The organism is Rhodococcus sp. H29-C3, assembly GCF_030063405.1.
GTDB lineage: Bacteria > Actinomycetota > Actinomycetes > Mycobacteriales > Mycobacteriaceae > Rhodococcoides.
Genome location: NZ_JASITC010000003.1, coordinates 455,918 through 482,839, shown reverse-complemented (window position 1 = coordinate 482,839; position 26,922 = coordinate 455,918). Strand labels below are relative to the sequence as shown.

Below are 26,922 nucleotides of genomic sequence, written 5' to 3'. Positions count from 1 at the left end.
CCATTCAAGCTGGGAGTGCGAGGCAAGGTTACGCCCGCAAACCCCAATTCTCGATCCACTCGATCGCGGAGAGCTGCCCGGGAACAGCCCCGCGATCCTTGGCCGATACTTCGGCACAACGGATACGCTCGGCGAACTCCAACACCCGACGGCGGAGCAGATCTTCCGCACTCTCGCCCCCACTGCTGTGATCGAGGCCTATCTGCACTGTTCGCAGATCCTCGGGCACCAACTCGGGCGGGAGACCTGCCTTGGATGCGCGCGCAATGACCTTCTGCGTCAATGCAAGTGCGGGCTGGGCCATCGCGATTCCGTCGAGGCAAGATCCGCGCGCCTTCTCTGCCGCCTTGCGTTCCTCCCACGCCCGTTCCTGAGCCGCGACGTCGATGGGTCCCGTCGAACCGTCGGTCAGGTGTGGTGTGCGGTGCGTCAGTTTCGCGACCAGACCAGCAGCGACATCGTCGACGTCGAAGCCGCCGCGTTCTGTGTCCTGAGCGATCCTCGAATGGAACAGGACCTGCAGCAGGAGATCGCCAAGTTCTTCCTTCAGATCGACGAGGTTCCCACTGTGAATGGCGTCGAGCAACTCGTAGGTTTCCTCGAGGAGGTAGCCGCTCAACGAGGCATGCGTCTGTTGCGCTTCCCAGCCCCCGATCGTTCGGAGTCGATCCATCAGCACGACAGCTGCGATGAGATCGTCACCGGGGAGCTTCGGGGACGCGATGACCCGGTGGCCGCGCCGAATGCGCTCGAGGACATCACGATTACGTGGGTCGGTACTGACGAGCACGCCGCCGGAGTCGTCGGAACGTGCCGTTCCGGCGAAAAGCCACCGAATACCGACGGGCACTTCCTCGGTGAATTCGACTACCCCACTGAGGAATTCGACGGCCTCTGCGGGAACTTGACCGGGCCGGGTCGGGTCGAGCAGGACTACCGTCATCACACCCCCACAGTGTGCTCCAACAGAACCGATCGAGACGGCTTACTGTCGAGCGCAAGGATCAGGTCGGCAATGAACTGCACCAATTCGACGTCACGAACCCTGGCTGCTCCGACTCCCCCACCTTCGACGCGCGGTAGTGGCAGCTGTACGACGCCGGTGGTCGCACGGTACTGCGCGCTCGGGTAGAGACGCTTGAGCCGAATCTGCTTGGAATCGGGCAGATCCATCGGCGCCAGCTTGACCTGCGTACCAGCGACGTTGACGTCGGTGAGGTTGTATTCCTTGGCGATGAGCCGGAGCTTCGCGACGGAGACGAGCCTGCCGACTTCCTCGGGCAGCGGGCCGTAACGGTCCACCAACTCCTCGATGACGGCATTGATGGCTTCGGAATCCGCAGCAGCGGCCAACTTTCGATATGCCTCGAGCCGAAGCCGATCACTGGTGACGTAGTCCGGCGGAATGTTGGCGTCGACAGGCAGGTCGATCCGAACTTCCTTGGGGGCCTCGTCGGTGGTGATGGGCTTGCCGTCAGCGGCTGCCCGGTAGGCCTCGACAGCTTCACCGACCAGTCTGACGTACAGGTCGAAACCGACACCTGCCACGTGGCCGGACTGTTCGGCGCCGAGAACGTTACCGGCACCACGAATTTCGAGGTCCTTCATTGCCACCGCCATACCGGCACCCAGATCGGAGTTCTGCGAGATGGTGGACAGACGGTCGTACGCCGTCTCGGTGAGCGGCTTCTCGGGCGGGTACAGGAAGTACGCGTAGCCACGTTCGCGACTACGCCCGACCCGACCACGAAGCTGGTGCAACTGCGAAAGGCCCAGCGAATCACTGCGTTCGACGATCAGGGTGTTCGCATTCGAGATATCGAGACCGGTTTCGATGATGGTGGTACAGACGAGTACGTCCGTTTCGCGTTCCCAGAACCCCTGCACGGTTCGCTCGAGGGTTTCCTCGTTCATCTGACCATGCGCGGTGGACACCCGAGCTTCCGGTACGAGGTCACGAATCTTTTTGGCTGCCTTGTCGATCGAGCTGACTCGGTTGTGCACGAAGAAGACCTGACCGTCACGGAGCAGTTCGCGCCTGATGGCCGCAGCGACCTGCTTGTCGTTGTAGGCACCCACGTAGGTGAGTACCGGGTGACGCTCCTCCGGCGGAGTCAGAATCGTCGACATCTCTCGAATGCCGGCCAGGCTCATCTCCAGAGTACGAGGAATCGGTGTCGCCGACATGGTCAGGACATCGACGTGCGTACGCAGGGACTTGATGTGCTCTTTGTGCTCGACGCCGAATCGCTGCTCCTCGTCGACGATCACCAACCCCAGGTCTTTCCACGCCACACCGGTCTGCAGCAACCGGTGGGTACCGACGACGATATCGACCGTCCCGTCGGCGAGCCCGGCCATGACCAGCTTCGAGTCCGAACCGTGGGTGAAGCGAGAGAGCCCCTTGACCGTCACAGGGAAGGCCGCCATGCGCTCGGTGAAGGTCTGCAGATGCTGTTGCGCCAACAGGGTAGTCGGCACGAGTATCGCGACCTGCTTGCCGTCTTGGACTGCTTTGAAAGCGGCGCGAACAGCGATCTCGGTCTTGCCGTAACCGACGTCGCCGAGGATGACACGGTCCATCGGGACCGGTTTCTCCATGTCCGCCTTGACGTCGGTGATGGCCGTCATCTGGTCCATCGTCTCGGTGAACGCGAACGCGTCCTCCATTTCACGCTGCCATGGAGTATCCGGGCCGAAAGCGTGGCCCGGCGCCGCCTGGCGAGCCGCATACAGCTGTACGAGCTCTCCGGCGATCTCTCGAACAGCCTTGCGCGCCTTGCGTTTCGTGTTCGACCAGTCCGAACCACCAAGCTTGCTCAGTGACGGCATTTCCCCGCCGACATAGCGGGAGAGCTGATCCAGGGAATCCATCGGCACGAACAATCGATCCCCCGGGTGCCCCCTCTTGCTGGGTGCATACTCCACGACGAGGTATTCGCGGCGAGCTCCGCCGATGGTCCGCTCGACCATTTCGACGAACCGGCCGATACCGTGTTGATCGTGCACGACACTGTCGCCGGCCTTCAAAGCAAGTGGATCGACCTGATTTCGCCTCTTGGCCGGTAGCTTTCGCCCCTCGGCGGCGGCTACACGGTTACCCGTCAGGTCGCTTTCGGTGACAATCACAAGCCCCGCGTCGGGCAGGATCAGTCCGGCGTGGAGAGAGGCACACAGGACGCTCACGACGTCGGGCAATGGCTCGGAACCCGAATCGATTGCGACAGCAGGCACTTCCGCCTCGCCGAGCCGCTCGATGATGCGCGTTGCGGTTCCCGCCCCCGCGACGGCGATCACAGCGCGACCGCCGGTGGAAACATGACCGCGAAGCATGGCAAAGAGTCCGGTGAGCAACTCCTCCGAACCACGGACCTCGGGTACGGTCTCGACAGCCAACTCGACCTCGGTCTCGCTGCCCGAAGCCAGTGGGCTGATGGTCCACCACGGCCGTCCGAGTGCCTGCGCCGATTCGCGGATCTGGCGTAGCGAACGGTATGCGGACGCTCCGAGGTCGAGACTCGCCCCGCCCAGGCCGGTGGTGTCCACGGTCGAGGTGTCGAGCGGTGCCGCTCCGCCCACGGACGCCGCCGTCCACGACGCTTCGAGGAACTCCTGGCCGGTTCGGACCAAATCAGTTGCACGCGTACGAATTCGCTCGGGATCGCACAGCAGGACATGCGCACCCTTCGGCAGCACATCGGCCAGCAGTTCGAGCTCACCGGGCTGCAGCAGCGGAAGCAACGCCTCCATGCCTTCCACCGGCACCCCGGCAGACATCTTGTCCAACATCTCCACCAGCGCCGCGTCGGCCTGATTGTCGCCGGCGAGCACCGCCGCGCGATCGCGAACATCCTGAGTGAGAATCAGTTCACGGCACGGGGGTGCGATGACCGACTCGACGACGACGTCGGGCAGGGAACGCTGATCGGCGACGGAGAAGGCCCGGAGTTCGGTGACCTCGTCACCCCAGAACTCGACACGCACCGGATGATCGGCCGTCGGGGAAAAGATGTCGAGGATCCCACCACGGACAGCGAACTCGCCGCGTTTGCCGACCATGTCCACGCGGGTGTACGCCAACTCTACGAGTCGGTGGATCAGTCCGTCGAAGTCGATCTCGACGCCCACCTTCAATCCGATCGGCTCGATTTCCCCGAGCCCCGGGGCCATCGGCTGAACGAGCGATCGCACCGTGGTGACGATCACCTGGAGAGGTGGACCGTAATCCTGGTCGTCCGGCCGTGCGAGCCGACGCAGCACTTCGAGTCTGCGGCCGATGGTGTCCGCACTGGGTGATAGCCGCTCGTGCGGCAACGTCTCCCATGATGGAAACTGCGCCACCGAGTCGCCGAACATCTGGCCGAGTTCAGCGGTGAGGTCGTCGGCTTCACGTCCCGTCGCGGTGACGACGAGCACCTGCGCCTGCTGCGCGATCGCGGCAGCGACGAACGGCCGTGACGAGTTCGGCGCGACGAGCGTGTATTCCGCAGTCCCGACGGCCTCGCTGACGGTCATCAAGGCGGAATCTGCCAGAGCGACGCGCGCGACGCCCGACAGGTGAAGCGAGGAATCGGAAGACAACAGCAGGGCTCCTGAACGAAGGACGACACGAAGGTAATCCGGTTCGAAAGCGCACCAAAATCATGGCGAACGGAACAAACCGGCGGTCGCAAACAATTCTATGGGAGCAGACCGACCCGGCGACGGCTGGGCAGGCCCATCGAGCCGGGGTGCTAGTGCCGGATCACCCGTCTCGCCGCAAATTCGCGGAAGTAGTCGAGCTTGCCTGCCGTGACGAGCGAAGGAAGGAGGTAGTACCAGAGGCGCTCCATGCGTGACGGCAACTCATCGGTGGTCCCGGTAGCGACGGCAACCATGTGCACGCCGGTAAGGATCTCGAGAACGAGGGATCCGATGGTGTTCGGGTCGGCATCCTGCTCGATATCGCCCTGCTTGATCGCCTTGGCTGCAAGTGCATCGAATGCAACGCTCCAGCCGGCCATGACATTGCCCTTGGTGCCGCTGTAATCACCGATCTGGTGGCACAGACGCATCATCGCGGAGACCATGGGGTCGGTGACCGACATGTCGACGACAATGTACGAGATGCCGATGGCAGCTTCGAGAGCCGGGATACGGCCGTCGTTGAATTGCTGGCACGCGGCGGTGAGCCTGGCGTTGCCCTCGTCGATCACGGCACGCGCGAGTTCTTCCTTCGAGCCGAAGTGGAAGTAGAGAGCACCCTTGGTGACCTGTGATTGAGAGATGATTTCGCTGAGACTCGCGTTCGCGTATCCGAGACGCAGAAACACGTTTGCTGCACCGGACAACACCGTATCGCGAGTAATCTCAGCGCGGGCCTGTCTGACCATTCGATCCGCCTTAGGAATACTGGGACTGCCATTGCGCAATGCTGCGAACGGTACCATCCAGTGGTTTTCGCGCCTCGGTCAACTTGCTAACGGTCCGTACAACTAAATCCAGCATCTGTGACGTAAGTCTCAGTGCCACAAAATTGACCCTACCCGCTCTTTCGGGCGGTAGTGCGAAAATCGACCGCTCATTTGCCGCCCAATTGCGGCGCGGCCTCCAGATTGGTCAATCCGTTCCAACACAAGTTGACAACGTGAGCCGCAACAACTTCTTTCGAGGGTTCTCGCACGTCGAGCCACCATTGTGCCGTCATCGAGACCATTCCGACCAGCGCCTGCGCATACAAGGGAGCAAACCCTGCGTCGAACCCTCGCCGCGTGAAGTCGCCTGCCAGAATGTGGCCTACCTGAGACACGGCATCGTTCAACAACGACGAGTACTTGCCATCGGCAACCGCGGCGACCGGTGAATCCCGAACCAGAATTCGAAAGCCGTCGGTGCGGTCCTCCACATAGGTAAGCAGGGCCAGAGCGACTAGCTCGACGCGGACTCGGGAGCGATTCTGTTCCAGTGAAGACGTGATCATCTGCAGCAACGTCGACATCTCTCGATCGACGATCACCGCATACAGGCCCTCTTTCCCGCCGAAGTGTTCGTACACGACGGGCTTGGACACGTGTGCCCGACCTGCGATTTCTTCCACCGACGTCGCCTCGTACCCGCGCTCGGCGAACAGGGACCTCCCGATCTCGATCAACTGCTCACGTCGCTGCGTACCCGTCATACGAACGCGCGGTACCCGCTCGGGTTCGGACAAAATGCCTCCCACCGAAATTCTTCGCTCGCTTGCTTGCAAGGAGCCTCGTTCGGCAAGCCTAGTGCTCAATTTTGGGCGCGGTTCGACTGGCAACTACCGTTCATGCGAGACTCGTTGCGCTCGGTGGGAGAGCCGCGGCCGTAGACCTGATTCACAAAGGTATTCGGTCACCGGAGAAACCGCTGGTCCACGATCCGCCGTGGTGTAATGGCAGCACCTCTGATTTTGGTTCAGATAGTTCAGGTTCGAGTCCTGGCGGCGGAGCGAGAAGAATTTCTGTCGAAAAAGTAACCAGCAATTCGCAAGGAGCTCAGTTGCCGTTGCACACCGCCGTGGTCGTTCTCGCAGCGGGAGCAGGCACCCGAATGCGGTCCAAGACTCCCAAAGTCCTCCACCCCCTCGCCGGCCGCACAATGCTTGCCCACGCTTTGCATGCCGCTGCCGATCTGGGGCCGGACTACCTGGTCACCGTCGTCGGACATGATCGTGAGCGAGTAACGGAATCGGTCGACGAGTTGAGCGTCGAACTCGGACGCACCATCTCCACCTCCGTACAGAACGAGCAACTCGGTACCGGTCACGCAGTGCAGTGCGGCTTACGTTCGCTACCGGACGACTTCGAGGGCACCGTCCTCGTCACTGCAGCCGACGTCCCCCTTCTCGACGGCCACACCCTCAAAGCGTTGCTCGACGAGCATCTGAGCGCACCCAAGCCTGCCGCTGCGACGGTCCTCACATTCGTACCGGCCGACGCCAACGGATACGGCCGAATCGTACGTACCGACGACGGTGAAATAGCCGAAATCGTCGAGCATGCCGACGCGAGTCCAGCACAGGTGCGAATCGACGAGGTCAATTCCGGGGTCTACGCGTTCGATGCCGCTGCGCTGCGAACTGCACTGGGCAAACTGAGCACCCAGAACGCTCAGCACGAGCTGTACCTGACCGATGTGGTCAAGATCAGCAAGAGCAGCGGCCTGGCGGTCTACGGCACTCAGCTCGCTGATCCGGACCTGGTTCTGGGTGTCAACGACCGAGTTCAGCTCGCCCGCGTCACCGCAATCTTCAACCGCCACATTATCGAGCGACACATGCGCGCAGGCGTCACCGTCGTCGATCCCGCCACTACCTGGATCGACGTCGATGTCACTCTCGGCGCGGATGTCCGCCTCGAACCCGGCGTCCAGTTATTGGGAAGCACTCACATCGGCGAGGACACTGTCATCGGACCCGACTCCACGCTCCGCGACGTCGTCGTCGGCGAGCGCGCGTCGGTGGTGCGCACCCAAGCCGATCTCGCCACCATCGGCTCCGGTGCCGCTGTTGGACCGTTCGCATACTTACGTCCAGGGTCCGACATCGGGAACTGCGCCAAGGTGGGAACCTTCGTCGAAACCAAGAATTCGACAATCGGAAACCACTCGAAGGTGCCGCACCTGACCTACGTCGGCGACGCGACCATCGGTGAGCACTCCAATATCGGCGCGTCGAGTGTTTTCGTGAACTACGACGGCGTCGACAAGAACCGCACCATCGTCGGTTCGCACGTCCGGACGGGATCGGACAACATGTTCGTCGCCCCGGTCCGAGTAGGTGACGGGGCCTACACCGGAGCCGGGACAGTGCTCCGACACGATGTACCCCCGGGGGCGCTCGCCGTCTCCGCGGGTTCCCAGCGCAACATCGAGGGCTGGGTCGAAAAGAAACGGCCAGGAACGGCGGCGGCGGAAGCTGCTGTTCGGGCTGTGGCTGCCAAGTCGACAAACGCGCACGAATCAAAGGATGGCGAACAGCAGTGACCACCCCCAATTGGATCGACAACCAGAAGAACCTCATGCTCTTCTCGGGTCGAGCACATCCAGAGCTTGCCGAGCAGGTGGCAAAGGAGCTGGGAATCGGCCTGACCCCGCAGACCGCACGCGACTTCGCCAACGGTGAGATCTTCGTTCGCTTCGAGGAATCGGTCCGCGGATCCGACGCCTTCGTTTTGCAGAGTCACCCGTTCCCGCTGAACACGTGGCTGATGGAACAACTGATCATGATCGACGCGCTCAAGCGCGGATCGGCCAAGCGCATCACCGCAATTCTGCCGTTCTACCCGTACGCCCGCCAGGACAAGAAGCACCGCGGACGCGAGCCCATCTCCGCGCGTCTGGTCGCCGACCTTCTCAAGACCGCCGGCGCCGATCGCATCATCACAGTCGATCTGCACACCGACCAGATTCAAGGCTTCTTCGACGGCCCCGTCGACCACATGCATGCGCACAGCCAGTTGGCCGATCACATCCGGAGCAAGTACAGCCTCGAACACATCACCGTCGTCTCCCCCGACTCAGGACGCGTTCGCGTTGCCGAGAAGTGGGCCGACAGCTTCGGCGGCGCACCGCTGGCGTTCATTCACAAGACACGCGATCCGTTGGTGCCCAACCAGGTCAAGTCGAACCGCGTCGTCGGAGACGTCGAAGGACGCACCTGCATCCTGATCGACGACATGATCGACACCGGTGGAACGATCGCTGGAGCCGTGAAGGTGCTCAAGGAAGCAGGAGCCGGTGACGTCGTCATCGCAGCCACCCACGGCGTCCTCAGCAGCCCCGCCGCCGAACGTCTCGCAGAATGCGGGGCAAAGGAAGTTGTCGTCACCAACACCCTCCCGATCAGCGACGACAAGCACTTCGAAACACTCACCGTGCTTTCCATCGCGCCTCTGCTTGCTCGCACCATCCGCGAGGTCTTCGAAAACGGTTCGGTGACAAGCCTCTTCAACGGCGTCGCGTAGCACCCAGCACTATCTGGTTGTTCCGCAGGCTCAGTTTCGTCACACCCGCTCCGCCATCTCTCCCCCACTGCATGAACTTGGTCACTAACAGGTTCGAAAACCGCAGTTCGACAGGGAGGGGTGTGCGGGGCGGGTTTCGTTGTAACCTAGGATGACTCGTCGTGATCGACGCACAAACTATGGACAGCCCGACCGCAACTTCTACCGTCCGAATCGCCCGCTGGACTCCGGGCGCGTGCGTGTGGTGTGGGAGCACCGATTCGATCGAAATGTATCGAAACGAGCCACGCTGCGGCCAGTGCCGCGAACACGAAGCCATCATCGATGAGGCCAAGCACTTCATCGGAATGTATGGTTTGCGCCCCCTCGGCGGGACCCTCGCGTCCGAAGACGAGGAAGAGCGCGAGTACCGCGTCACTGCCCGCGACGCACGTGAGGTTCTGAATCGCATCCGTCTCGAGAAGCTTCCCGATCCTGCCGCCGTGCGCAAAGCTTTGCGGCCCAGGGCAGCTGCCGCAGTTGCCGCAGCGCCGACGTCGGCATCTGCATCGGGGAAAGCCGCCCCCAAGAAATCCCAGGCAGGTGTGAGCAGTGTCGACCTGATCGAACTTCAGTCACGTGGACAGAAACTCCTCGAGCAGTTGGCGAGCATCGACGAGAAGATCGCCGCACTCGACGGTAGCTCCGGATTGCCGGCCCGTGCGCGGCTCAAGGACCTCACCAGTCAGCGCACAAGTGTGATGGGCACACTGGGCGCGCTCGAAAAGGCTCGCCGCCGTACCAGCTGACTTCCCCTCCCTCCGCACACCGAAGCATGTGTGTTCGAGGGAGGGTGGCACACAGGGGGTAGTCGCGTTGCCGGTCGAAAAAGAAACCGAGCACTCACCGGCATCGCCTCACCTGCCGTGCCGGTACACCCGAGTCGACGCTCAGGAACCTTCGGGCACCGACACAACCACCTCGTTGCGACGCCGGAATGCCAGCGTCCAGGGCGGATCATAGAACCACGTCATCGGCTCGTTCGACATCTCGATGTTGTGGGCGCGCAGCACTTCTGACAATTTCTCGATCTGCGGCGCAACGTTGTCCCGACCACGGCCACCGCTGAAGCGCAGCACGGCGACCGTCTCCGCCGGAACCTCGACCAACTTCACGCGGTCGCCATTGGGCGTCGGCAACGTGTCCATCGTCCAAGTGGACGGCATGAAGAACCGGATTACCCAGCTGTCGCGGTCGGCGCTGCTCGACACCGGTGCGGTCATCGCGATCCGCTGGGAGTCGGCGGACGATTGACTGACGGGCGCGGTCATGGCGACCTTCTGCGAGCCCGTGTTGCCACCGAAGATGTAACCGGCGAGGCGACGGAACCCGTCCCGGCGTGCTTGTTCTTCGTCGGCATGGACCGTGGTCGATGCCGCAATTCGCGGGTCGTAGCGACGGATTTCCACCTCATCGGTCAGTCGCCGACTGGTGTGAGCGGGTTCCTCGGTGCCGACGCGGACACCGACGATGCCCAAGCCTGACTCGGCCACCTGAGCGATAGTGGACACAATTTTGTTCGACATCGTCCAGTCCGATCTTTATCGCGTGGTACCAACCTCATTACTACCAGCGCCGGCCACGGGCCGTCGGGACGAGCGATGCGGGCGGGAAAGGTTCAGCGGCCGCGACGAGCAAGGATCAGGGCAAATTGTTCCTGCGGGTCCGTCCAGAACTGGTCGACACCGAAGCCTGCGTCGGCCAGTTCTGCCGTTATCCCCTCTTGCCGGAATTTGGCCGAGATCTCGGTGCGCAACTCCTCGCCCTTGGCGAATTCGATATCGAGGGCGAGGTCCGCGATGACAATGTGCTGAGCCTCTTTCGCACGAAGGCGCATTTCGATCCACTCGTTGTCCGCATCCCACACCGCAACGTGTTCGAACTGGGAGCGATCGAAATTCGCCCCTAGCCGATCGTTGAGTACCGACAGCACGTTCACGTTGAACTCTGCCGTCACACCCGCTGCATCGTCGTATGCCGGGACCAGAATATCCGGGTCGATGACGAGGCCCACTCCGAGGACAAGAAATTCATCGGCTATCAGTGCACTGGCGATGTCGGACAGGAACCCCGCACGCTCCTCGGGAGTCAAATTACCGAGCGTGCCGCCGAGGAAGGCGATGGTTCTCCGCCCGTCGGCGGGCAGATTCTGCAAGGTGTCCGTGAAGTCGCTGACGATCCCATGGACTTCGAGCGCGGGAAATTCGCGCGAAATCTGCTCGATTGCGCCGGACAACGCCGACTGTGAGACATCCTGCGGAACGTACTTTGCAAGCGAGCCATGTTTGATTCCGGCCTCGATCAGCAATCTGGTCTTCTCCGAAGAACCGGAACCGAGTTCGACGAGGATCGCCGCGTCGGTGCGCTCGGCGATGTCTTGTGCATGGGCCTCGATGAGTGCCCGCTCTGTTCGAGTCGGGTAGTACTCGGGCAACTCGGTGATCCGCTCGAACAATTCACTGCCGGTGGCGTCGTAGAACCACTTGGGCGAGAGCCACTTCGGCGACGCAGTCAGACCCTGCCTCACATCTGATCGCAAGTCCTCCAGTAACCGTTCCGGCGAGATGTGGACATCCAACGCACTATCTGACACGAAAATGCTCCTTCAATCGAGGTCGGTGATATCGAGGTAGCCGGGCCGGGCCACCACGAACTGGTGGTCCGTAATCGGTTCCCACGACGGATCGTCGTCCAGCGGTTCGGACGCGAGAGTGACCGCGTTTTCGCTTCGCAGTACGGACAACGAGTGATAGACGGTGGTGGCATAGAGCGTCTGCCCGTCGGAGAGCAGAAGATTCAGCCGCGGACTCGGCGAAACGGATTCGACGCGGTTCACCAGGATGCGCAACGCCTTATCCGGTTCGTGCTCACGAAGAAGGTTTTGCAGGATGACCCACAATGCTGCCGAATCCGTCGGTGCCGGTAGACGCAGGAGGTCCGCCAACGGCACTTGCTCGGCGAGGTCCGTCATCACCTCCGGCCAACCGAAGACGACACCGTTGTGACTGAAGGCCCAGGTGCCATCCGTGAACGGGGCACACGCACTGCGCTCCACCGGCATTCCGACGGTCGCCGAGCGCACTGCCGCAACGATCGCCGTCGACCGTGCGGCGACGAGGACCTCGTCGACAGCTGGGTCCGACCAGATCGGCATCGGATTTCGGTAGCTGCGCACGGTATCTGCATCCCACCACGCGGCACCGAAGCCGTCGGCATTGATGGTGCCCCCGCCCCGCATGTCCTTGGGCGCCCACGATTGAACACGCAGCGAATTGCTACCCACTGTCACAGCGTCAGCGACGCTACGCTGCGGGCCGAGGTAACCGAGATGACGACACATTCAGCGTGACTCGACATCGCGTGCGCACCGAAAGCCGGCAAAGATCTGCCTACGAATCGGGTGGTCCCAATTCCGGAACGTGCCTCGGCATGCGACCTCGTCGGTACCGAACGAACCTCCGCGCAACACCTTGTAGTCACCGCGGAGGAACACCTCGGAATATTCGGCATACGGGAAGGGCTCGAATCCCGGGTAGGGCTCCAGATCCGAAGACGTCCACTCCCACATGTCACCGATGAGTTGCTGCACACCCTGCGGTGTCGCCCCCGCTGGATAGGCCCCGATGTCGGCCGGTTCCAGATGCCGCTGACCCAAATTTGCGTGGGATGGCGTCGGCTCTGCATCTCCCCACGGATACTTGCGGACCGAGCCGGTCGACGAGTCGAAACGCGCCGCCTTCTCCCACTCGGCCTCGGTCGGTAAGCGCTTGCCTGCCCAGCGCGCGTAGGCCTCTGCCTCGAAGAAGCCGACGTGAACCACAGGCTGGCTCGGTCGAATCGGGGCCGTGACACCGAATCGGCGACGCCACCACGCACCACCTGCGTCACGCTCCCAGAACAACGGCGCTCGAAGTCCCTCGGCGATCCGGTGTGACCAACCGCGCTCGCTCCACAGATCTTCTCGGTCGTAACCACCGTCTTCGATGAAGTCCACATACCGACCGTTGGTGACCGGTGCGACGTCGAGGGCGAACGTGGGAACGAACACCGAGTGCGCCGGCCGTTCGATGTCGAGGGCCCACGGATCGAAAGTGGTGCCCATCGTGAACGGGCCGCCCTCGATCACGACCTCGCCCGTCGCTTCGACGGTCGGGGCGGGCGGCTCGGGCGCCGACAGGACCGCCGGCCCAAGCCGAAGCTGGTGCGTCGCAAGCATCGTCTCGTCGTGCTGCTGTTCGTGCTGCGCAACCATGCCGAACGCGAATGCATCTTGCTCGAGTCTGCGCCCGTCGAGCGGGCTGGACGAGAGAATGTCCCACACCTTCTCTCGCACGGTGCCGATGTAGGCACGAGCCTCATCCGGTGACAACAGAGGCAGCGACCGGCGGCTCGAACGCGAGTGCTTGAACGCGTCATACAGCTCGTCGATGTCCTGGCGAACCGGATCACGGCCGCCGACGTCGCGGACGAGCCACAATTCCTCCTGATTGCCGATGTGCGCGAGGTCCCACACCAACGGGCTCATCAGTGGCGAGTGCTGCGCGGTCAGCTCTTTTTCGTCGACACTCTCGGTCAGCAGCGCACTACGTGCACGACTACGGGTAAGCACGGCCTCGACTCGATCACGAAGCTGCTCGACTGTCATGACACCGTCTCCTTGCTCATGGAATGGCCCGCGTTGATCGAACGGGCCACTGCGTCTCCTGGTTCGGGCGACTCCCCCCGGCGACATCGCTCAGAGGCCACTGACAACGAGCCCGCGTGATCACCTCCCGCGCTTGCAGACAACCGCAGCAGCTCGACGGCAGTCTCACGTAGGTCGGCATCCGCCAACCCGGACTGTGCGGCATCGATCCATCGGCCTGCAGTCCGGTGCGCGAGCGCGGTTGCCGCTTCGACGACGTCCGGAGTCGACAACAACGATTCGAACGCGGACGCCGGAACGACCCATTGCCCGTCGGGTTGGGCGTCGAGGTAACGAATCTCGAGGTGTCCGCAGGCGCGGACGTGCGGAAACAGTGTGGTCAGGTGGTAGTCGAGGTCGGCAGTGGTCGGCTGCCGTTCGGCCAGTTCAGCGACATCTCCTGCAAGCCAATCTGCAAACGTCGATCCGAACGGCGCCTCCCAGCTTTCCCCTTCGCTACGAATGCACAGCAGCGGAACGTCGAGCGCCCATCTCGCATAGTCCGCAATGGGATCACCGGTGGCGGGAACTTCGGTACGACTGTCGTCGAGTTCGAGCCAGGTACGCATGCGTTGCGACGCCCAGGTGCCTTTCGGTGCGCCCCGTAGACGAGGCGAGGAAGCGAACGCGGCCACGAATGCGGGACCGACGGCCTCCAACATCTCCCACCGTGCAGCGACCTCGGCACGATCGACTCCTGCGTCGACGCTGACCTGAGCTGCAGCGGTGTTGCACATCATCAGCTTTCCGAACGGGCCGATGGTGGTGAAGCGATTTTCCATTGCGCAGTAGCGCGGAAGGACCAGCACTCTGCGCGCTTCACGCTCGGTGTCTGCGGGCATCGATGCCATATAGATGCCGCCCGCTTCCATGACGGCGGTGACTACACGGGAGTCCGAATCCAACGCGCTCTGCAGTTCGGTCACCGACGCATGCGGTGAGCTGGAGAGTTCGATCTGGCCGCCCGGTTCGATAGTGACGGCGCTTCCGCCCGGCAACGTCAGGGCGGGTGAATCAGGTGCGATGCTGCGCGGTGCGTAGTCCCCCAGCGCGGCGGCAAGATGTTCGAGGGACGGTCTGTCTCCGTCCTCGGCAAAAGTCAACCATTCCAATTCGGCACCGATGAGCTGAGGCGGCCCGAGCTTGAAGCAGACCCGCGACACATAGGCCTCGGCCGCAGGCCGAGAACTCAGCCCGAGCGACTTCTCGTTGGACGACAAAAGTGCCTCCTCGCATGAACCGCGCTTCTGTACGAATGTGGATCGGACTACCCCAGAGCTCGAACTACCCAGGGCCGTGCTGCACGAAACGCGGATACTGTGGAACCCTGCATCGACAATAACCAGAAGTGCATCACAGCGCACCGACAACTTTCTCGTACAGGAAGGCACACTTACGGTGTTGGATCCCGAGAGAATTCGCCGCGACACCCCTGCTGCAGAGACCTCGGTCTTCCTCGACAGTGCAGGGTCCTCGTTGCCTCCGACCCCCGTCGTCGAGACAGCCGTTGCGCATTTGCGTCGTGAAGCCGTCGTCGGGGGTTACCGCGCTGCCATCGAGCGCACGCACGATCTCGCCGCCGTCAAGACTTCGATCGCGACGTTGATCGGCGCTCAGGCGTCGGATATTGCGTTGAGCGACAGTTCAACCCGCGCATGGAGCGACTTCTTCTATTCGATTCCACTGACCGCGGGTGATCGAATTCTGATGTGCGAAGTGGAGTACGCGAGCAACGCGATCGCAGCTCTGCAACGCGCTGCGGCGACGGGCGCGCGGGTCGAGATCATGCCGAGTGATCCGACAGGGCAGATAGATCTCCTCGCGCTCGAAGCAATGCTCGACGAACGCGTCCGAATTGTCTCGCTCGTGCACGCTCCGACCAACGGCGGTCTGATCAATCCGGCGCGTGCAGTGGCCGATCTGGTGCATCGATTCGGCGCACTCGTATTGCTCGACGCGTGTCAATCGATCGGTCAAATTCGCGTAGATGTCGCCGAGCTCGGAGTGGACGCTCTGAGCGCAACCGGACGAAAATGGCTACGCGGGCCCCGTGGAACCGGCTTCCTGTACCTGCGCCCGGAACTGTCCGCATCTCTGGAGCCGCCCGCCCTCGACCTACACAGCGCCCAGTGGGTCGGCGAGTCCGAGTACCGACTGGCGCCTGACGTCACTCGATTCGAATTCTGGGAATGCGACGTCGCAGCTCGACTAGCGCTCGGTACGGCCGTCGACTACTTGCTCGACATCGGCATCGACAACGCAGAAGAAGCGATATCTCAGCGTGCCGAATACCTGCGCACAGCGCTACGGGGTGTCGATGGCGTGTCGGTACACGATCTGGGCGACCGCACAAGCGGCATCGTGTCCTTCACAGTCGCGGAGCTCGCGCCGACCGACGTCCGCGACCTCCTGGCAGAGCAGGGTGTCACGGTCACCGTGAGTCCCCGCAGCTCGACACTTGTCGACATGACGCGTCGGAAGCTCGACGCCGTCGTACGGGCGTCACCACACTATTTCGTCACATTCGCGCAGCTGGACGAGATGATCGAAGTGCTCCGGGACCGGTGAGTTACGGATGCACTCGCAGTGTTGGTAGAGCCGTCGTGTAAAGTCTTCCGGGTTGTCTCGGCGAGGGTAGAACCTACACAGGAACTACCGTGATCGACGCGGCTCGGCCCCTGGCCTTGCTCGTACGTGTCAGCCCCGACGAGTCTTATCCGCCACAAGCGATACACCAGGAGCATTCACCACATGGCGCAAATTGTTAACAACCTCAAGGCGATCGTTCGCACCGAATTCGGTAAGGGTGCAGCCCGCCGCGCACGTCGCGACGGCCTTGTTCCTGCCGTTCTGTACGGACACGGAACCGACCCGCAGCACCTCGCACTCGATTCCCGCGCCTTCGCTGCCGTGCTCCGTAACCACGGCACCAACGCCGTGCTGACGCTCGACATCGACGGCGCAGAGCAGGTCGCACTCACCAAGTACATCGTCGTGCACCCGATCCGCCGCAGCATCGAGCACGCCGACCTCCTCGTCCTCAAGAAGGGCGAGCGCGTCTCCGTAGAGGTCAACGTCCTCATCGAGGGCGACGCCGCTGCAGGCACCCTGGTCTACACCGACTCGACCGTCATCGAAATCGACGCCGACGCATTGTCGATCCCCGAGTCGATCACCGTCTCGGTCGAGGGCCTCGAAGCCGGAACTCAGATCCTCGCAGGCGCCGTCACGCTGCCTGAGAACGTCACCCTGGTGTCCGACGTCGAAATGCTGCTCGTCAATGTCGTCGAGGCTCCGTCCGAAGAGGACCTCGAGGCCGAAGGCGAAGGCACCGAGCCGACCGGCGAGGCCACTGAGGAAGCAGCCGAGGAAAGCTCGGAAGAGTCCGAGAGCTGATCTCAGCCCTTTTACCGCCGACGCGCCGTTCCCCTGCACTGGGGAGCGGCGCGTCGTTGTTTGTCACGCAATGGAAGCATGGTCGCTGTGAATGTAGAGCCAGCCCTGATCGTCGGACTCGGGAACCCCGGACCGCAATACGAGGCGACGCGGCACAACGTGGGTTTTTTGGTCGCCGACGTGTTGGCCGCTCGCATCGGTGCAAAGTTTTCTTCTCACAAGAAGTCCAATTCCGAGGTGATTCAGGCCCGCCTGAGCGATCGACCAGTCGTGGTGGCCAAGCCGCGAACGTTCATGAACCTGTCGGGCCAACCGGTGGCCGCACTTGCGCGGTTCTTTTCCGTAGATCCGGGCAATATCGTGATCGTGCACGACGAACTGGACATCGAGTTCGGATCGATTCGCCTCAAGCTCGGCGGCGGCGAGGGCGGACACAACGGTCTGCGTTCGATTTCGCAGCAGCTGGGCACCAAGGACTATCTGCGCACGCGCGTCGGGGTCGGCCGACCGCCGGGTCGAATGGATGCTGCCGCGTACGTCCTGAAGCCGTTCTCCGCAGCCGAACGCAAGGATCTCGGCGTGATCTGCGAGGAAGCTGCCGATGCGGCGGAACTGCTTCTGCGCGACGGGCTCGAAGCTGCGCAGAACCAAGTTCATCCGCGCTGAGCTTGCCGCGCTGAAGCTAACACCGTTTTTCCCAACCTGCGCGCCCTGCTCGCATCCGAGCAGGTGTGTGCGCTTTACAAAAAGGGTGCGCGCTACCCCAGTAACGCAGCCGAATTGGCCCGACGGAGCTTGCCCGAGGACGTCTTCGGGATCGACCCAGGTCCCAGGACAGCGACCGTGCGGGGCCGCACGCCTACCTCCGAGTGCACGGCGTGGACCACTTCACGCTCGATCCGCTTGACCTCCTCTGGATCACGAAAATCGTTGGTTTCCACGGCAACTGCGAAACTTTCCCGCTTGTCACCGGAGTCGAGACGGATTGCGACGGCATTGCCCGGGCGTACTCCGCGCACCGACCCTGCAGCCCGCTCGATGTCGGTGGGATAGATGTTGCGGCCGCCCATGATGATGACGTCCTTGATACGCCCACACACCACGACGAGACCGTCCTCGGTGAAATAGCCGACGTCACCGGTATCGAGCCAGCCGTCCTCGTCCTGGGTTGCTACCGGGCCGTCGACGGTGATGTATCCGGGAGTCACCGCTTTACCGCGTACTTCGATGATGCCGACACCACGCGGTGTCAGTACCTGCCCTTCCTTGTCCACCACGCGCCCTTCGAGGTTCGGCACCATCTTGCCGAGCGTCGCCAGGGTCCGCACGTTGCCTTTGGTAGCCGGTACTGCCCGACCTATCGCCTCGAGTAGGTCTGCATCGACGACGTCGAGCACCTGTCCTTGCAGTGGATCCGGAATCGATACGGCCAGAGTCGTTTCCGCCATACCGTAGACAGGGGCAAGGGCCAGCGGGTCGAGTTGATACGGCCGCCCGGCCTCGGCGAGCGCGATCATCGTGTCCGGATCGACCGGCTCGGCGCCGTTCCAGGCGTAGCGCAGTGAACTCAGATCCAAATCGAAATCGTCATCGGCTTGCCGTAGCCGTCGAGCGAGCAGTGAGTAGGCGAAATTCGGTGCCGCCGTGACAGTTCCGCGGTACTTGTCGATCAGCTTGGCCCACAGCAGTGGCGACCGCAGGAAGTCGAGTGGGGTGATGCTGACGACCTCGGCACCGACCTGCATGGGTACGGTGAGGAACCCGACCATACCCATGTCGTGGAACAACGGCAGCCAGCTGACCATCACATCGCGGTCGACGTCGAACTCGATCCGATCGATCATGGCGTACGCGTTGACGAAAAAGTTTTCATGGGTGATCCGCACCGCTTTGGGTGACCCGGTGGACCCAGAGGTCAACTGTAGGAGCGCGATGTCGGACTCCGAGGTGTCGATCGGGTCGACGGGAGTGCCGCGACGCATGTCTTCGATCTTCAATACGGCGATACCTCGTTCCTCCAGAATCGGCGCGGCGACGTCGAATGGAGCGCCGAGAACGACGGCCTTGCAGTCGATCATCTTCACGACGGATTCGGTGTCCTGCCCCCACACGGCAAGGTCGGTCCTCGGCGTCGGCTGATGCAGCATCGTGACCGAGCTGCCCCGCATCCACGTCGCCTGACAGGCGGGTGCGATGTCCACCGGCTGCCCGGCGAGGACACCGATCGCGTCTCCGTGCCCGATGCCTGCCTCGGCCAGAGCGCCTGCCATCGCGCGCGCATCCTGGTGGATCTCACCCCAGGACTGACGGAGCGGCTGGTCAGGCTCGCCGGTCACGAGTCCGCGACGACTGGATTTTGCCGTCGCGAACATTTCTTCGGTGAACTTACTCAATGCCATCTCCTCGTCGAGCGAGCCTGGTCGCGGCAGGTGGTGTTCAGGTTATTCAATCCTCGCGCGGAGGTGAACCGTTACCGCTGATTCGTCCGAGTACCCTGGTACGAGCCCGATGCCGCACAACGTGAGATTGAGGTTCGTTTGAGTACGCCGCCCGATTCGGTAGACGCTCCGGTCGACAAGAGCAGTACCGCCACCGAGTCGACGGCGCAGCCGAAGAACCCGCACAAGGAACTCGTCCACGAAGTCCGTCGCAGGCGCACCTTCGCCGTCATCTCCCACCCCGACGCCGGTAAGTCCACGCTGACCGAAGCGCTCGCACTGCACGCGCGAGTGATCTCGGAAGCGGGCGCCACCCATGGCAAAGCCGGTCGACGCGCCACGGTCTCGGACTGGATGGAGATGGAGAAGGCACGCGGCATCTCGGTGAGTTCGACCGCGCTGCAGTTCAACTACCAGCTCGACCCGAGCGTCGACGAGATCAACGTCATCAACCTCGTGGACACTCCCGGCCACGCCGACTTCTCCGAGGACACCTACCGGGTTCTGACCGCTGTCGATGCGGCAGTGATGCTCATCGATGCAGCCAAGGGTCTGGAACCACAGACGCTCAAGCTCTTTCAGGTCTGCCGCCAGTTCGGCATTCCGGTCATCACCGTCATCAACAAGTGGGACCGGCCGGGCCAGTCACCACTCGAACTCCTCGACGAGATCGAACAGCGCATCGGACTGACACCGACGCCGTTGTACTGGCCTGTCGGCATCGCAGGGGACTTCCGCGGCCTGCTCGACGTCAGGGCAGGCAATTACATCCGATTCACTCGCACCGCTGGTGGCGCAACGATCGCCCCCGAGGAATTGATGGATGCCGACGCTGCCGCTGCGCGTGAGGGCATCGAGTGGGACACGGCAGTGGAAGAGAGCGAACTCCTGGTTCTAAGCGGCCAGGGCCACGACCAGGAAATGTTCCTCGCCGGCCAGACGTCACCGGTCATTTTCGGTTCGGCGATGCTAAACTTCGGGGTTCGCCAGATCCTGGACACCCTGGTGGCGCTTGCGCCTCAGCCAGGACCGAGGGAAGACGTCAAGGGCACGGCGAGGGATGTGACCGATCCGTTCAGCGCTGTGGTGTTCAAGGTGCAGGCTGGAATGGATACTGCGCACCGGGACAGGTTGGCGTTCATGCGCGTCGTGTCGGGCGTATTCGAGCGCGGTATGGTCGTAACGCACTCGCAGACCGGTAAGCCGTTCACCACCAAGTACGCCTTGACCGTGTTCGGCCGGGAGCGGACCACCGTCGAGCACGCGTATCCCGGCGACGTCGTGGGACTCGTCAACGCCACTGCGCTCGCGCCTGGGCACACGTTGTACACGGAGAAGAAGGTCGAGTACCCGCCGATTCCTTCGTTCGCGCCCGAGCACTTCGCACTGTTGCGCGTGGACAGCGCCGACAAGTACAAGAAGTTCCGTCGCGGCGTGGAGCAGTTGGACTCCGAGGGCGTTGTTCAGGTGTTGCGCAACGATATTCGCGGTGACGCTTCGCCGGTTCTCGCAGCTGTCGGTCCTATGCAGTTCGAGGTGGTCATGGCCCGAATGAAAGCTGAGTTCGGTGTCGATGCTCGTCTGGAGCCCTTGGGCTATTCACTCGCTCGTCGGACCGACACCGAGTCTGCGGTCGAGTTGGGTCGCCAGCGCGGGGTGGAGGTTTTCACGCGGACGGACGGCGTGCTGCTCGCTCTCGTCAGCGACAAGTGGCGTCTGCAGTATCTCCAGAAGGAGATGCCCGAGCTGACGCTGGAGCCCCTCGTCGCTGCGGGTGAGTGACCTGCAACGGGAAAATACTCGCAATCGGACCGGCTAAACAGTCATAGTGTTACGCTTCCGAAGTCCGAACGGGCTTCGGGTACGTTTCATTCTCGAGTGCAGAGCATTGCACGCCGAGACGTGGCATGACACAGGTTCTTCACGACGCGAGGTCTTCTATGACGCAGGGTTCCAGCTATCCGCAGGCGGGAATCAAGATCGGCCAAACACCGGCCCACCGGTTGAGTACGCCGAGCCCGAAATTGGCCGCAGACATCTTGCCGCCTTGGGCTGAGTCGCCTGCATCGACCAATCCGAAGACCGCCACGCCCCCGGCGAAGGATCCCGTCGAGACGGCACCCACTACACCCACAAAGCCTGCGATCAGTCAGGAAGTGGAGCAGTCGGGCATGAAGCAGGAACCCGCAAGTGCCGGCCCCGAGCAGCCGTCCAAAGATTCGAACGAGGTTGAAGTGACTACTAGCGATCAGATCTCCGAGCACGGCCTGCCGACCAACGGCCGATCGAGCACTTACGCATCGAACGGCGCCGGCAGCGGCCCTTCGTCGAGCCCGGCGCGCGGCGCGGCACCCGACCGCCGGACCGCTATGGGTGTTGCGTCGGTACGCATAGCGGGCCGACTCACTCAGAACGAGCTGGGCAGCCGCACCGGTGACATCCGTACGCCAGACACCTCGGTCGGTCCCGACGAGCTACTTCAGCTTCTCGGCGAGTACCTCACCTCAGGTGGGTTGCAGAACCCTGAGATCCATGTCCGGTCCAACGGACAGACCATCGTGCTCGATCTGCTCAACCCGGCCAAGGGCTACCGCTGATCTCTCACCGCATGTGACGGAACCCTCTGGCTCGACCATGTCCAGTACCAGAGGGTTTCACCGCTTCCAGGGCTATTCGTGCTCTTCCAGCCGCGACGGCCGTGCATCTTCGGGAATGTCAGCGGCAGCACACGGCTGTTCTTCGGCTGTGAACCATCCTCGGTAGTGGAACAGCCGACCCAATATCGGGCTGGTGACGTCGATCTGAATGCGATGACGCTGCTCGCCCTCGTCCCACCACTCACGTCCGGTTGTCAGGGCAGACGCAAACGCAGGGACATGTAGCCCGCGTATCCGTGGAGCACCGCTCTCGAGCAGGATTCCACCATCGGAGTCCGCGCTGCATCGAGTGTGTACCAGCATGTCCGAGTTGTATCCCAGATAGTCCAGCGCAACATCATGCCCCTGGGACACAGCCGGTGTGACCATCACCGAGTTCATGCCCTGCGGCTTTCCGACGAAGGCAAACCGGCGCACGAACGACATCGTCTCCCGACCGAGATCGTCGGTGTAAGCGTAGTTGGCGACGGTGAAGGGAATGTCGGTTCCTCGGCCCCCGGGGAACAAACCCCGGCGGGCCCCGAGCGACAGAACGGGGCGCGGCACCAACACCGAATGGGTCATCTCTTCCATGACGCCGACGCCGATCTGGCAGAGCCCGTCCGCCGCGGACAGCCCGAAGCGCCATTGGACCTTGGGATGTAGATCCTCGAACGAATCACCCATGGCCTTGCGCACCACGGACGTCACTGAGTGGACTCCATCTCGGCCTTCAGCTGGAAGCTGGGTATGAAAAGTGTGGACACGATGTACTCGTAGGTCCTCTCGTATCCGGTGTGCGCGGTCCGCCGAACCGTCCTGCTCTCGAAAGTACCTACTGCCGTCGTGCCCCGCCATCATGTGCAGGTCACTCCAGCTCGGCGGCCAACTCCATCCAACGCTCCTCAGCGACGTCCTTGTCCGCCACCACCTGCTTGAGCTCGTTGTCCAATGCGACGAGCTTGCCCGGATCGGTGGCCACCTCCGCCAGTTCGGCGTGCAGCTCCGCTTCCCGCTTCGACAAACGAATGACGGACTTCTCCAGTTTGCTGAGCTCCTTACGAGCAGCCCTCTCGGATCCGGCATCACGCACAGCGGTCTTGACGACACCGCCGGTAGTCAGCGAATCCGGTGTGGCTTCAGCCGCCATCACCGCGCGGCGACGCAAGTACTCCTCGATGCCACCAGGAAGGTTGGTCAGCTTGCCATCACCGAACAGCGCCCACGTCGAGTCACAGATCCGCTCGATGAGGTACCGGTCGTGACTGATGACCACCATGGTCCCTGCCCAGCCGTCGAGCAGGTCCTCGAGCTGTTGCAGTGTGTCGATATCTAGATCGTTGGTGGGCTCGTCGAGCAACAGCACGTTGGGTTCCGCCATCAATACCCGTGTGAGCTGCAGGCGTCGACGCTCACCGCCGGACAGATCACCGACCGGAGTGCGCTGACGGGCCGGGGTGAACCCGAGGCGTTCGGCGAGCTGACCCGCCGATACCTCTTTGTCGCCCAGGGTAATTCGCTCAGCTACCTCTTTGACTGCGTCGAGAACTCGCAGCTTCTTGGGCAGATCGTCCAATTCCTGCTTGAGCCAACCGATCTTGACGGTCTGACCTTGAATACGCTTGCCGGCGGCGGGTTCCAACTCACCGGCAAGAGTGCGCAGGAGCGTGGTCTTACCGGAACCGTTCACCCCGACCAGACCCACTCGTTCACCCGGCGCAAGACGCCAGGTGAAGTCACGGACCAGTTCACGGCCGTCCGGAGTTTCGAGTCGCGCATCTTCCAGTTCGATGACGACCTTGCCGAGGCGACGCTGCGCGAACGACGCCAAGGCAACGGAGTCGCGCGGCGCAGGCACGTCGGCGATCAACGCTTCGGCGGCTTCGATCCGGTACTTGGGCTTCGAGGTCCGGGCCGGTGCGCCGCGACGCAACCACGCCAGCTCCTTGCGCGCAAGATTGCGTCGACGCTCCTCGGAAGCGTCGGCCTGCCTGCTGCGCTCGGCACGGGCGAACACCCAGTCGTTGTATCCACCCTCGTAGGTTTCGACGCCGCCGCCGACGACCTCCCACGTCTGGTTCGCCACCGTATCGAGGAACCAACGATCGTGAGTGACGACGACGAGAGCGCTCCGACGCGACACCAGATGCGCGGCGAGCCACTGCACGCCTTCCACGTCGAGATGGTTGGTCGGCTCGTCGAGCACCAACAGGTCGAGATCCTGGACGAGCGCCGCCGCCAACGCGACTCTTCGGCGCTCGCCGCCGGACAGGTTGTCGATGGACGCATCGAGCCCTGAGCTACCGATAGGACCGAGGTCGGCAATACCGATGCCGGTCAGGATGTTACGTACGCGCGAGTCGCCTGCCCACTCGTGCTCGGCCATGCCGAGTGGGTCGAGAACGACCTGCCCGACGGTCGAACCCGGAGGCAGCACACCGCGCTGGGTGACCACGGCCATCCGCAGTCCACCGACCCGACTGACCCGCCCCGAGTCGGGCGGCTCGATGCCGGCGAGGACCTCGAGCGTGGTGGTCTTACCACCACCGTTGAGGCCGACCATGCCGATGCGTTCGCCCTCCTGAACACCGAGGGACACTCCATCGAGCAGCGGTTTGACGCCGAAAGACTTGGAGACGTTTTCGAGATTGACGAGATTGACCATCAGGAGAAACCAATCGATTCACTAGTTACTACGCGAGCGCCGGGAACCGGGCCACTCGCGACACGTACGGTGCGGCAGACACCCGCACCGGATAGTTCAGCACTGACCGACACTGCGGTATCAGCGTCGGCACACAGAAAAGCGCACGTGGGACCCGACCCGGAGACGATCCCGGCCAGAGCGCCGGCGCTCACCCCTGCGCGCAAGGTCCGGCGCAGTTGCGGAAGCAGCGACAGCGCAGCAGCCTGGAGATCGTTACCGAGAAGCGGCGCAAGCGCATTCGCATCACCGGTCGCGAGCGCATGCATCAGTGCCTCGGGCTCACCGAGGCGCGGCGGGTTGCCCTTTGCGCGCAGCTCATCCAGCTCGGCGAACACGGCAGGGGTCTGCAGTCCGCCCTTGGCCAACGCGAGTACCCAATGGAATGTGTTGCGCGAGAGGATCGGAAGCAGCTTCTCCCCTCGGCCGGTCCCCATCGCAGTTCCGCCGTGCAAAACGAACGGGACATCGCTGCCGAGCTTGGCGGCCAGATCGGTCAACTCCGCTCGGGAGAGGTCCAGATCCCACAGGGCGTTGAGCGCGACGAGCGTCGCCGCCGCGTCCGTGCTCCCACCTGCCATACCGCCTGCCACCGGGATGCCCTTGTCGATGGTGATTTCGACGCCCGGCTCACGTCCGACGGCGTCGGCCAGCAGGACAGCTGCCTTCCACACCAGGTTGTGCTCGTCGGTCGGAACCGACCGCGCATCATCGCCGCGAACGGTCACGCGCAAGGCCCGAGCCGGCACCACCGAGACTTCGTCGGCCAACGACAGCGCCTGAAAGACCGTGGTGAGCTCGTGATAGCCATCCTTGCGCAGGTCACCGACCGAGAGGTGCAAATTCACCTTGGACGGAGCCCTGACGACTACGGGGCTGGGGACGACTGAGAGCACGAGGGTCAACAGTAGTGGAGAAATCGAGGGACCCCACATTCGTGTGGCCGTCCTAACTCCCGGATCATCCCGGCTGCGGACAGTATCGGTCCGCAATTTCTGCCATTATCAGGGTATGCGGGAAACTTCGGCACGACTTCTGAAGTTGCTGTCCCTGCTCCAGACACGACGTGACTGGGCGGGAGCCGACCTCGCGGACCGACTGAACGTCACCCCGCGCACGGTCAGACGCGATGTAGACAAGCTCCGCGAGATCGGATACCCGGTCCACGCCACCGCAGGCGTGGGCGGCGGCTATCAGCTGGGTGCGGGCGCCGAAATGCCGCCCCTGCTGCTCGACGACGACGAAGCACTCGCAGTGGCATTCGGACTCCAATCGGCCGCAGGCGGCTCGGTAGCGGGCATCGGAGAGGCGTCGTTACGCGCCCTGACCAAGTTGCGCCAGGTGATGCCGTCGCGCATTCGGCACCGACTCGACGCACTGCGCATCGACGTCGTAGACCGTCCGGCCGCACGATCCGCCGTCGACGCTGCTGTGCTGTCGGCGGTTGCGGGCGTGTGCCATGGCCACGAACGACTGCGATTCGACTACCGCAGCCACGACGGAACCGAGACCCGACGCGAGGTGGAGCCGTACAGCCTGGTGCGTGCGGGCTCCCGGTGGTACCTGCTCGGATGGGACCTGTTTCGACAGGACTGGCGATCGTTCCGCGTCGACCGGCTCCAACCGAAGATCCCGACGGGTCCGCGCTTCACCCCGCGAGAATTGCCCGACGGCGGGGCAGCGGCATTCGTCGCGCGCGGAATCAACCGTGTACTAGCTCAGGTGCAGGCACGGATAAGGCTGCACGCACCGATCGAGACGATCGCGCCGATGGTCGACGCGGAATGGGGCACTCTCGAGTCCGAAAGCGACGAGACCTGCATCCTCGCCTTGGCCGGAGATTCACTACCGTCGATCGCTCGATGGCTGTCCGCCTTCGACACGGACTTCACGGTCCTCGATCCGCCGCAACTCGCCGACGAATGCCGAGTGCTCGCGGAGCGACACACCATGCTCAGCCGTCGCTACCGAGCGGGTGCTGACGGGGTGTGACCTGCCGGGGCGCGCTGAAGCTCACCCGTTGGGCGCTTGAATGAACCACTGAAGTTATCTGATC

22 protein-coding genes and 1 tRNA gene are annotated in these 26,922 nt (G+C 62.9%); 10 read left to right on the top strand and 13 right to left on the bottom strand.

All coding sequences use genetic code 11. The annotated features are described in order from the left end of the window. Positions 1-28: 28 nt before the first annotated feature. The 4 genes from QMK32_RS09580 to QMK32_RS09565 all read right to left on the bottom strand — a co-directional run bounded on the left by QMK32_RS09580 (position 29) and on the right by QMK32_RS09565 (position 6,157). On the bottom strand, positions 29-943 hold the full coding sequence (locus QMK32_RS09580; RefSeq protein ID WP_283474738.1) for a nucleoside triphosphate pyrophosphohydrolase: 915 nt from the start codon (positions 941-943) through the stop codon (positions 29-31). Further along, on the bottom strand, positions 943-4,515 hold the full coding sequence (gene mfd / locus QMK32_RS09575) for a transcription-repair coupling factor (protein WP_283474737.1): 3,573 nt from the start codon (positions 4,513-4,515) through the stop codon (positions 943-945). The genes QMK32_RS09580 and mfd overlap by 1 nt, the downstream gene beginning before the upstream one ends. A 218-nt stretch (positions 4,516-4,733) precedes the next feature. After that, positions 4,734-5,372, bottom strand: a complete 639-nt coding sequence (locus QMK32_RS09570; protein ID WP_283474556.1) for a ScbR family autoregulator-binding transcription factor — start codon at positions 5,370-5,372, stop codon at positions 4,734-4,736. A 188-nt stretch (positions 5,373-5,560) separates the two neighbouring features. Beyond that, positions 5,561-6,157 carry a TetR/AcrR family transcriptional regulator gene (locus QMK32_RS09565; RefSeq protein WP_269301744.1) on the bottom strand — a complete coding sequence of 199 codons (597 nt, stop codon included), beginning with the start codon at positions 6,155-6,157 and terminating at the stop codon, positions 5,561-5,563. 226 nt (positions 6,158-6,383) lie between these two features. On the opposite strand from QMK32_RS09565, the gene QMK32_RS09560 reads away from it, so the two are divergent. From QMK32_RS09560 to QMK32_RS09545, 4 genes are all read left to right on the top strand, one after another. Further along, positions 6,384-6,454, top strand: a tRNA-Gln gene (locus QMK32_RS09560). Positions 6,455-6,504: 50 nt separating this feature from the next. Further along, the gene (gene glmU / locus QMK32_RS09555) at positions 6,505-7,989 is read left to right on the top strand and encodes a bifunctional UDP-N-acetylglucosamine diphosphorylase/glucosamine-1-phosphate N-acetyltransferase GlmU (RefSeq protein WP_283474555.1); all 1,485 of its coding nucleotides are present in this window, start codon (positions 6,505-6,507) and stop codon (positions 7,987-7,989) included. Further along, positions 7,986-8,969 carry a ribose-phosphate diphosphokinase gene (locus QMK32_RS09550; protein WP_283474554.1) on the top strand — a complete coding sequence of 328 codons (984 nt, stop codon included), beginning with the start codon at positions 7,986-7,988 and terminating at the stop codon, positions 8,967-8,969. Before glmU ends, QMK32_RS09550 begins: the two co-directional genes overlap by 4 nt. 161 nt (positions 8,970-9,130) lie before the next feature. After that, on the top strand, positions 9,131-9,757 hold the full coding sequence (locus QMK32_RS09545; protein WP_247596169.1) for a hypothetical protein: 627 nt from the start codon (positions 9,131-9,133) through the stop codon (positions 9,755-9,757). 141 nt (positions 9,758-9,898) lie between these two features. On the opposite strand, the gene QMK32_RS09540 is transcribed toward QMK32_RS09545, so the two are convergent. The 5 genes from QMK32_RS09540 to egtA all read right to left on the bottom strand — a co-directional run bounded on the left by QMK32_RS09540 (position 9,899) and on the right by egtA (position 14,912). Beyond that, positions 9,899-10,534 (bottom strand): SOUL family heme-binding protein, encoded by a 636-nt coding sequence (locus QMK32_RS09540; RefSeq protein WP_283474552.1) that lies wholly within the window; start codon positions 10,532-10,534, stop codon positions 9,899-9,901. Positions 10,535-10,626: 92 nt separating this feature from the next. Then, entirely contained in the window at positions 10,627-11,601 is a 975-nt protein-coding gene (egtD, locus tag QMK32_RS09535) for an L-histidine N(alpha)-methyltransferase (protein ID WP_283474550.1), read from the bottom strand. A gap of 12 nt (positions 11,602-11,613) precedes the next feature. Continuing rightward, positions 11,614-12,348: an ergothioneine biosynthesis protein EgtC gene (gene egtC, locus QMK32_RS09530; protein ID WP_283474548.1), complete on the bottom strand. Its 735-nt coding sequence runs from the start codon at positions 12,346-12,348 to the stop codon at positions 11,614-11,616. Then, positions 12,349-13,653: an ergothioneine biosynthesis protein EgtB gene (egtB, locus tag QMK32_RS09525; RefSeq protein WP_283474547.1), complete on the bottom strand. Its 1,305-nt coding sequence runs from the start codon at positions 13,651-13,653 to the stop codon at positions 12,349-12,351. Further along, a complete protein-coding gene (gene egtA / locus QMK32_RS09520) occupies positions 13,650-14,912 on the bottom strand; it encodes an ergothioneine biosynthesis glutamate--cysteine ligase EgtA (protein WP_283474546.1) in 1,263 nt (420 codons plus the stop codon). The genes egtB and egtA overlap by 4 nt, the downstream gene beginning before the upstream one ends. Before the next feature lie 178 nt (positions 14,913-15,090). On the opposite strand from egtA, the gene QMK32_RS09515 reads away from it, so the two are divergent. The 3 genes from QMK32_RS09515 (at position 15,091) to pth (ending at position 17,754) form a co-directional block, all read left to right on the top strand. Then, positions 15,091-16,260 carry an aminotransferase class V-fold PLP-dependent enzyme gene (locus QMK32_RS09515; RefSeq protein WP_283474736.1) on the top strand — a complete coding sequence of 390 codons (1,170 nt, stop codon included), beginning with the start codon at positions 15,091-15,093 and terminating at the stop codon, positions 16,258-16,260. Positions 16,261-16,443: 183 nt separating this feature from the next. Further along, positions 16,444-17,088, top strand: a complete 645-nt coding sequence (locus tag QMK32_RS09510) for a 50S ribosomal protein L25/general stress protein Ctc (protein WP_283474544.1) — start codon at positions 16,444-16,446, stop codon at positions 17,086-17,088. A gap of 87 nt (positions 17,089-17,175) precedes the next feature. Further along, positions 17,176-17,754 (top strand): aminoacyl-tRNA hydrolase, encoded by a 579-nt coding sequence (gene pth / locus QMK32_RS09505; RefSeq protein WP_269300987.1) that lies wholly within the window; start codon positions 17,176-17,178, stop codon positions 17,752-17,754. A gap of 92 nt (positions 17,755-17,846) precedes the next feature. Here pth and QMK32_RS09500 read toward each other — a convergent pair whose 3' ends face one another. Continuing rightward, on the bottom strand, positions 17,847-19,481 hold the full coding sequence (locus tag QMK32_RS09500) for a fatty acyl-AMP ligase (RefSeq protein ID WP_283474542.1): 1,635 nt from the start codon (positions 19,479-19,481) through the stop codon (positions 17,847-17,849). Positions 19,482-19,625: 144 nt separating this feature from the next. Between QMK32_RS09500 and QMK32_RS09495 the strand changes: the two genes are divergently transcribed. Both QMK32_RS09495 and QMK32_RS09490 read left to right on the top strand, forming a co-directional pair. Beyond that, positions 19,626-21,308, top strand: a complete 1,683-nt coding sequence (locus QMK32_RS09495; RefSeq protein WP_283474540.1) for a peptide chain release factor 3 — start codon at positions 19,626-19,628, stop codon at positions 21,306-21,308. A 158-nt stretch (positions 21,309-21,466) separates the two neighbouring features. After that, positions 21,467-22,123 (top strand): hypothetical protein, encoded by a 657-nt coding sequence (locus QMK32_RS09490; RefSeq protein WP_283474538.1) that lies wholly within the window; start codon positions 21,467-21,469, stop codon positions 22,121-22,123. 72 nt (positions 22,124-22,195) lie between these two features. On the opposite strand, the gene QMK32_RS09485 is transcribed toward QMK32_RS09490, so the two are convergent. The 3 genes from QMK32_RS09485 to QMK32_RS09475 form a co-directional block, all read right to left on the bottom strand. Further along, a complete protein-coding gene (locus QMK32_RS09485; protein WP_283474536.1) occupies positions 22,196-22,873 on the bottom strand; it encodes a DUF4166 domain-containing protein in 678 nt (225 codons plus the stop codon). A gap of 157 nt (positions 22,874-23,030) precedes the next feature. Continuing rightward, positions 23,031-24,827, bottom strand: coding sequence for an ABC-F family ATP-binding cassette domain-containing protein (locus QMK32_RS09480; RefSeq protein ID WP_283474535.1), 1,797 nt, complete (start codon positions 24,825-24,827; stop codon positions 23,031-23,033). Next, the gene (locus QMK32_RS09475) at positions 24,827-25,762 is read right to left on the bottom strand and encodes a 4-(cytidine 5'-diphospho)-2-C-methyl-D-erythritol kinase (protein WP_283474534.1); all 936 of its coding nucleotides are present in this window, start codon (positions 25,760-25,762) and stop codon (positions 24,827-24,829) included. The genes QMK32_RS09480 and QMK32_RS09475 overlap by 1 nt, the downstream gene beginning before the upstream one ends. Positions 25,763-25,877: 115 nt before the next feature. Here QMK32_RS09475 and QMK32_RS09470 point away from each other — a divergent pair, with 115 nt between their 5' ends. Continuing rightward, positions 25,878-26,858, top strand: a complete 981-nt coding sequence (locus QMK32_RS09470) for a helix-turn-helix transcriptional regulator (RefSeq protein WP_283474532.1) — start codon at positions 25,878-25,880, stop codon at positions 26,856-26,858. Positions 26,859-26,922 lie beyond the last annotated feature (64 nt).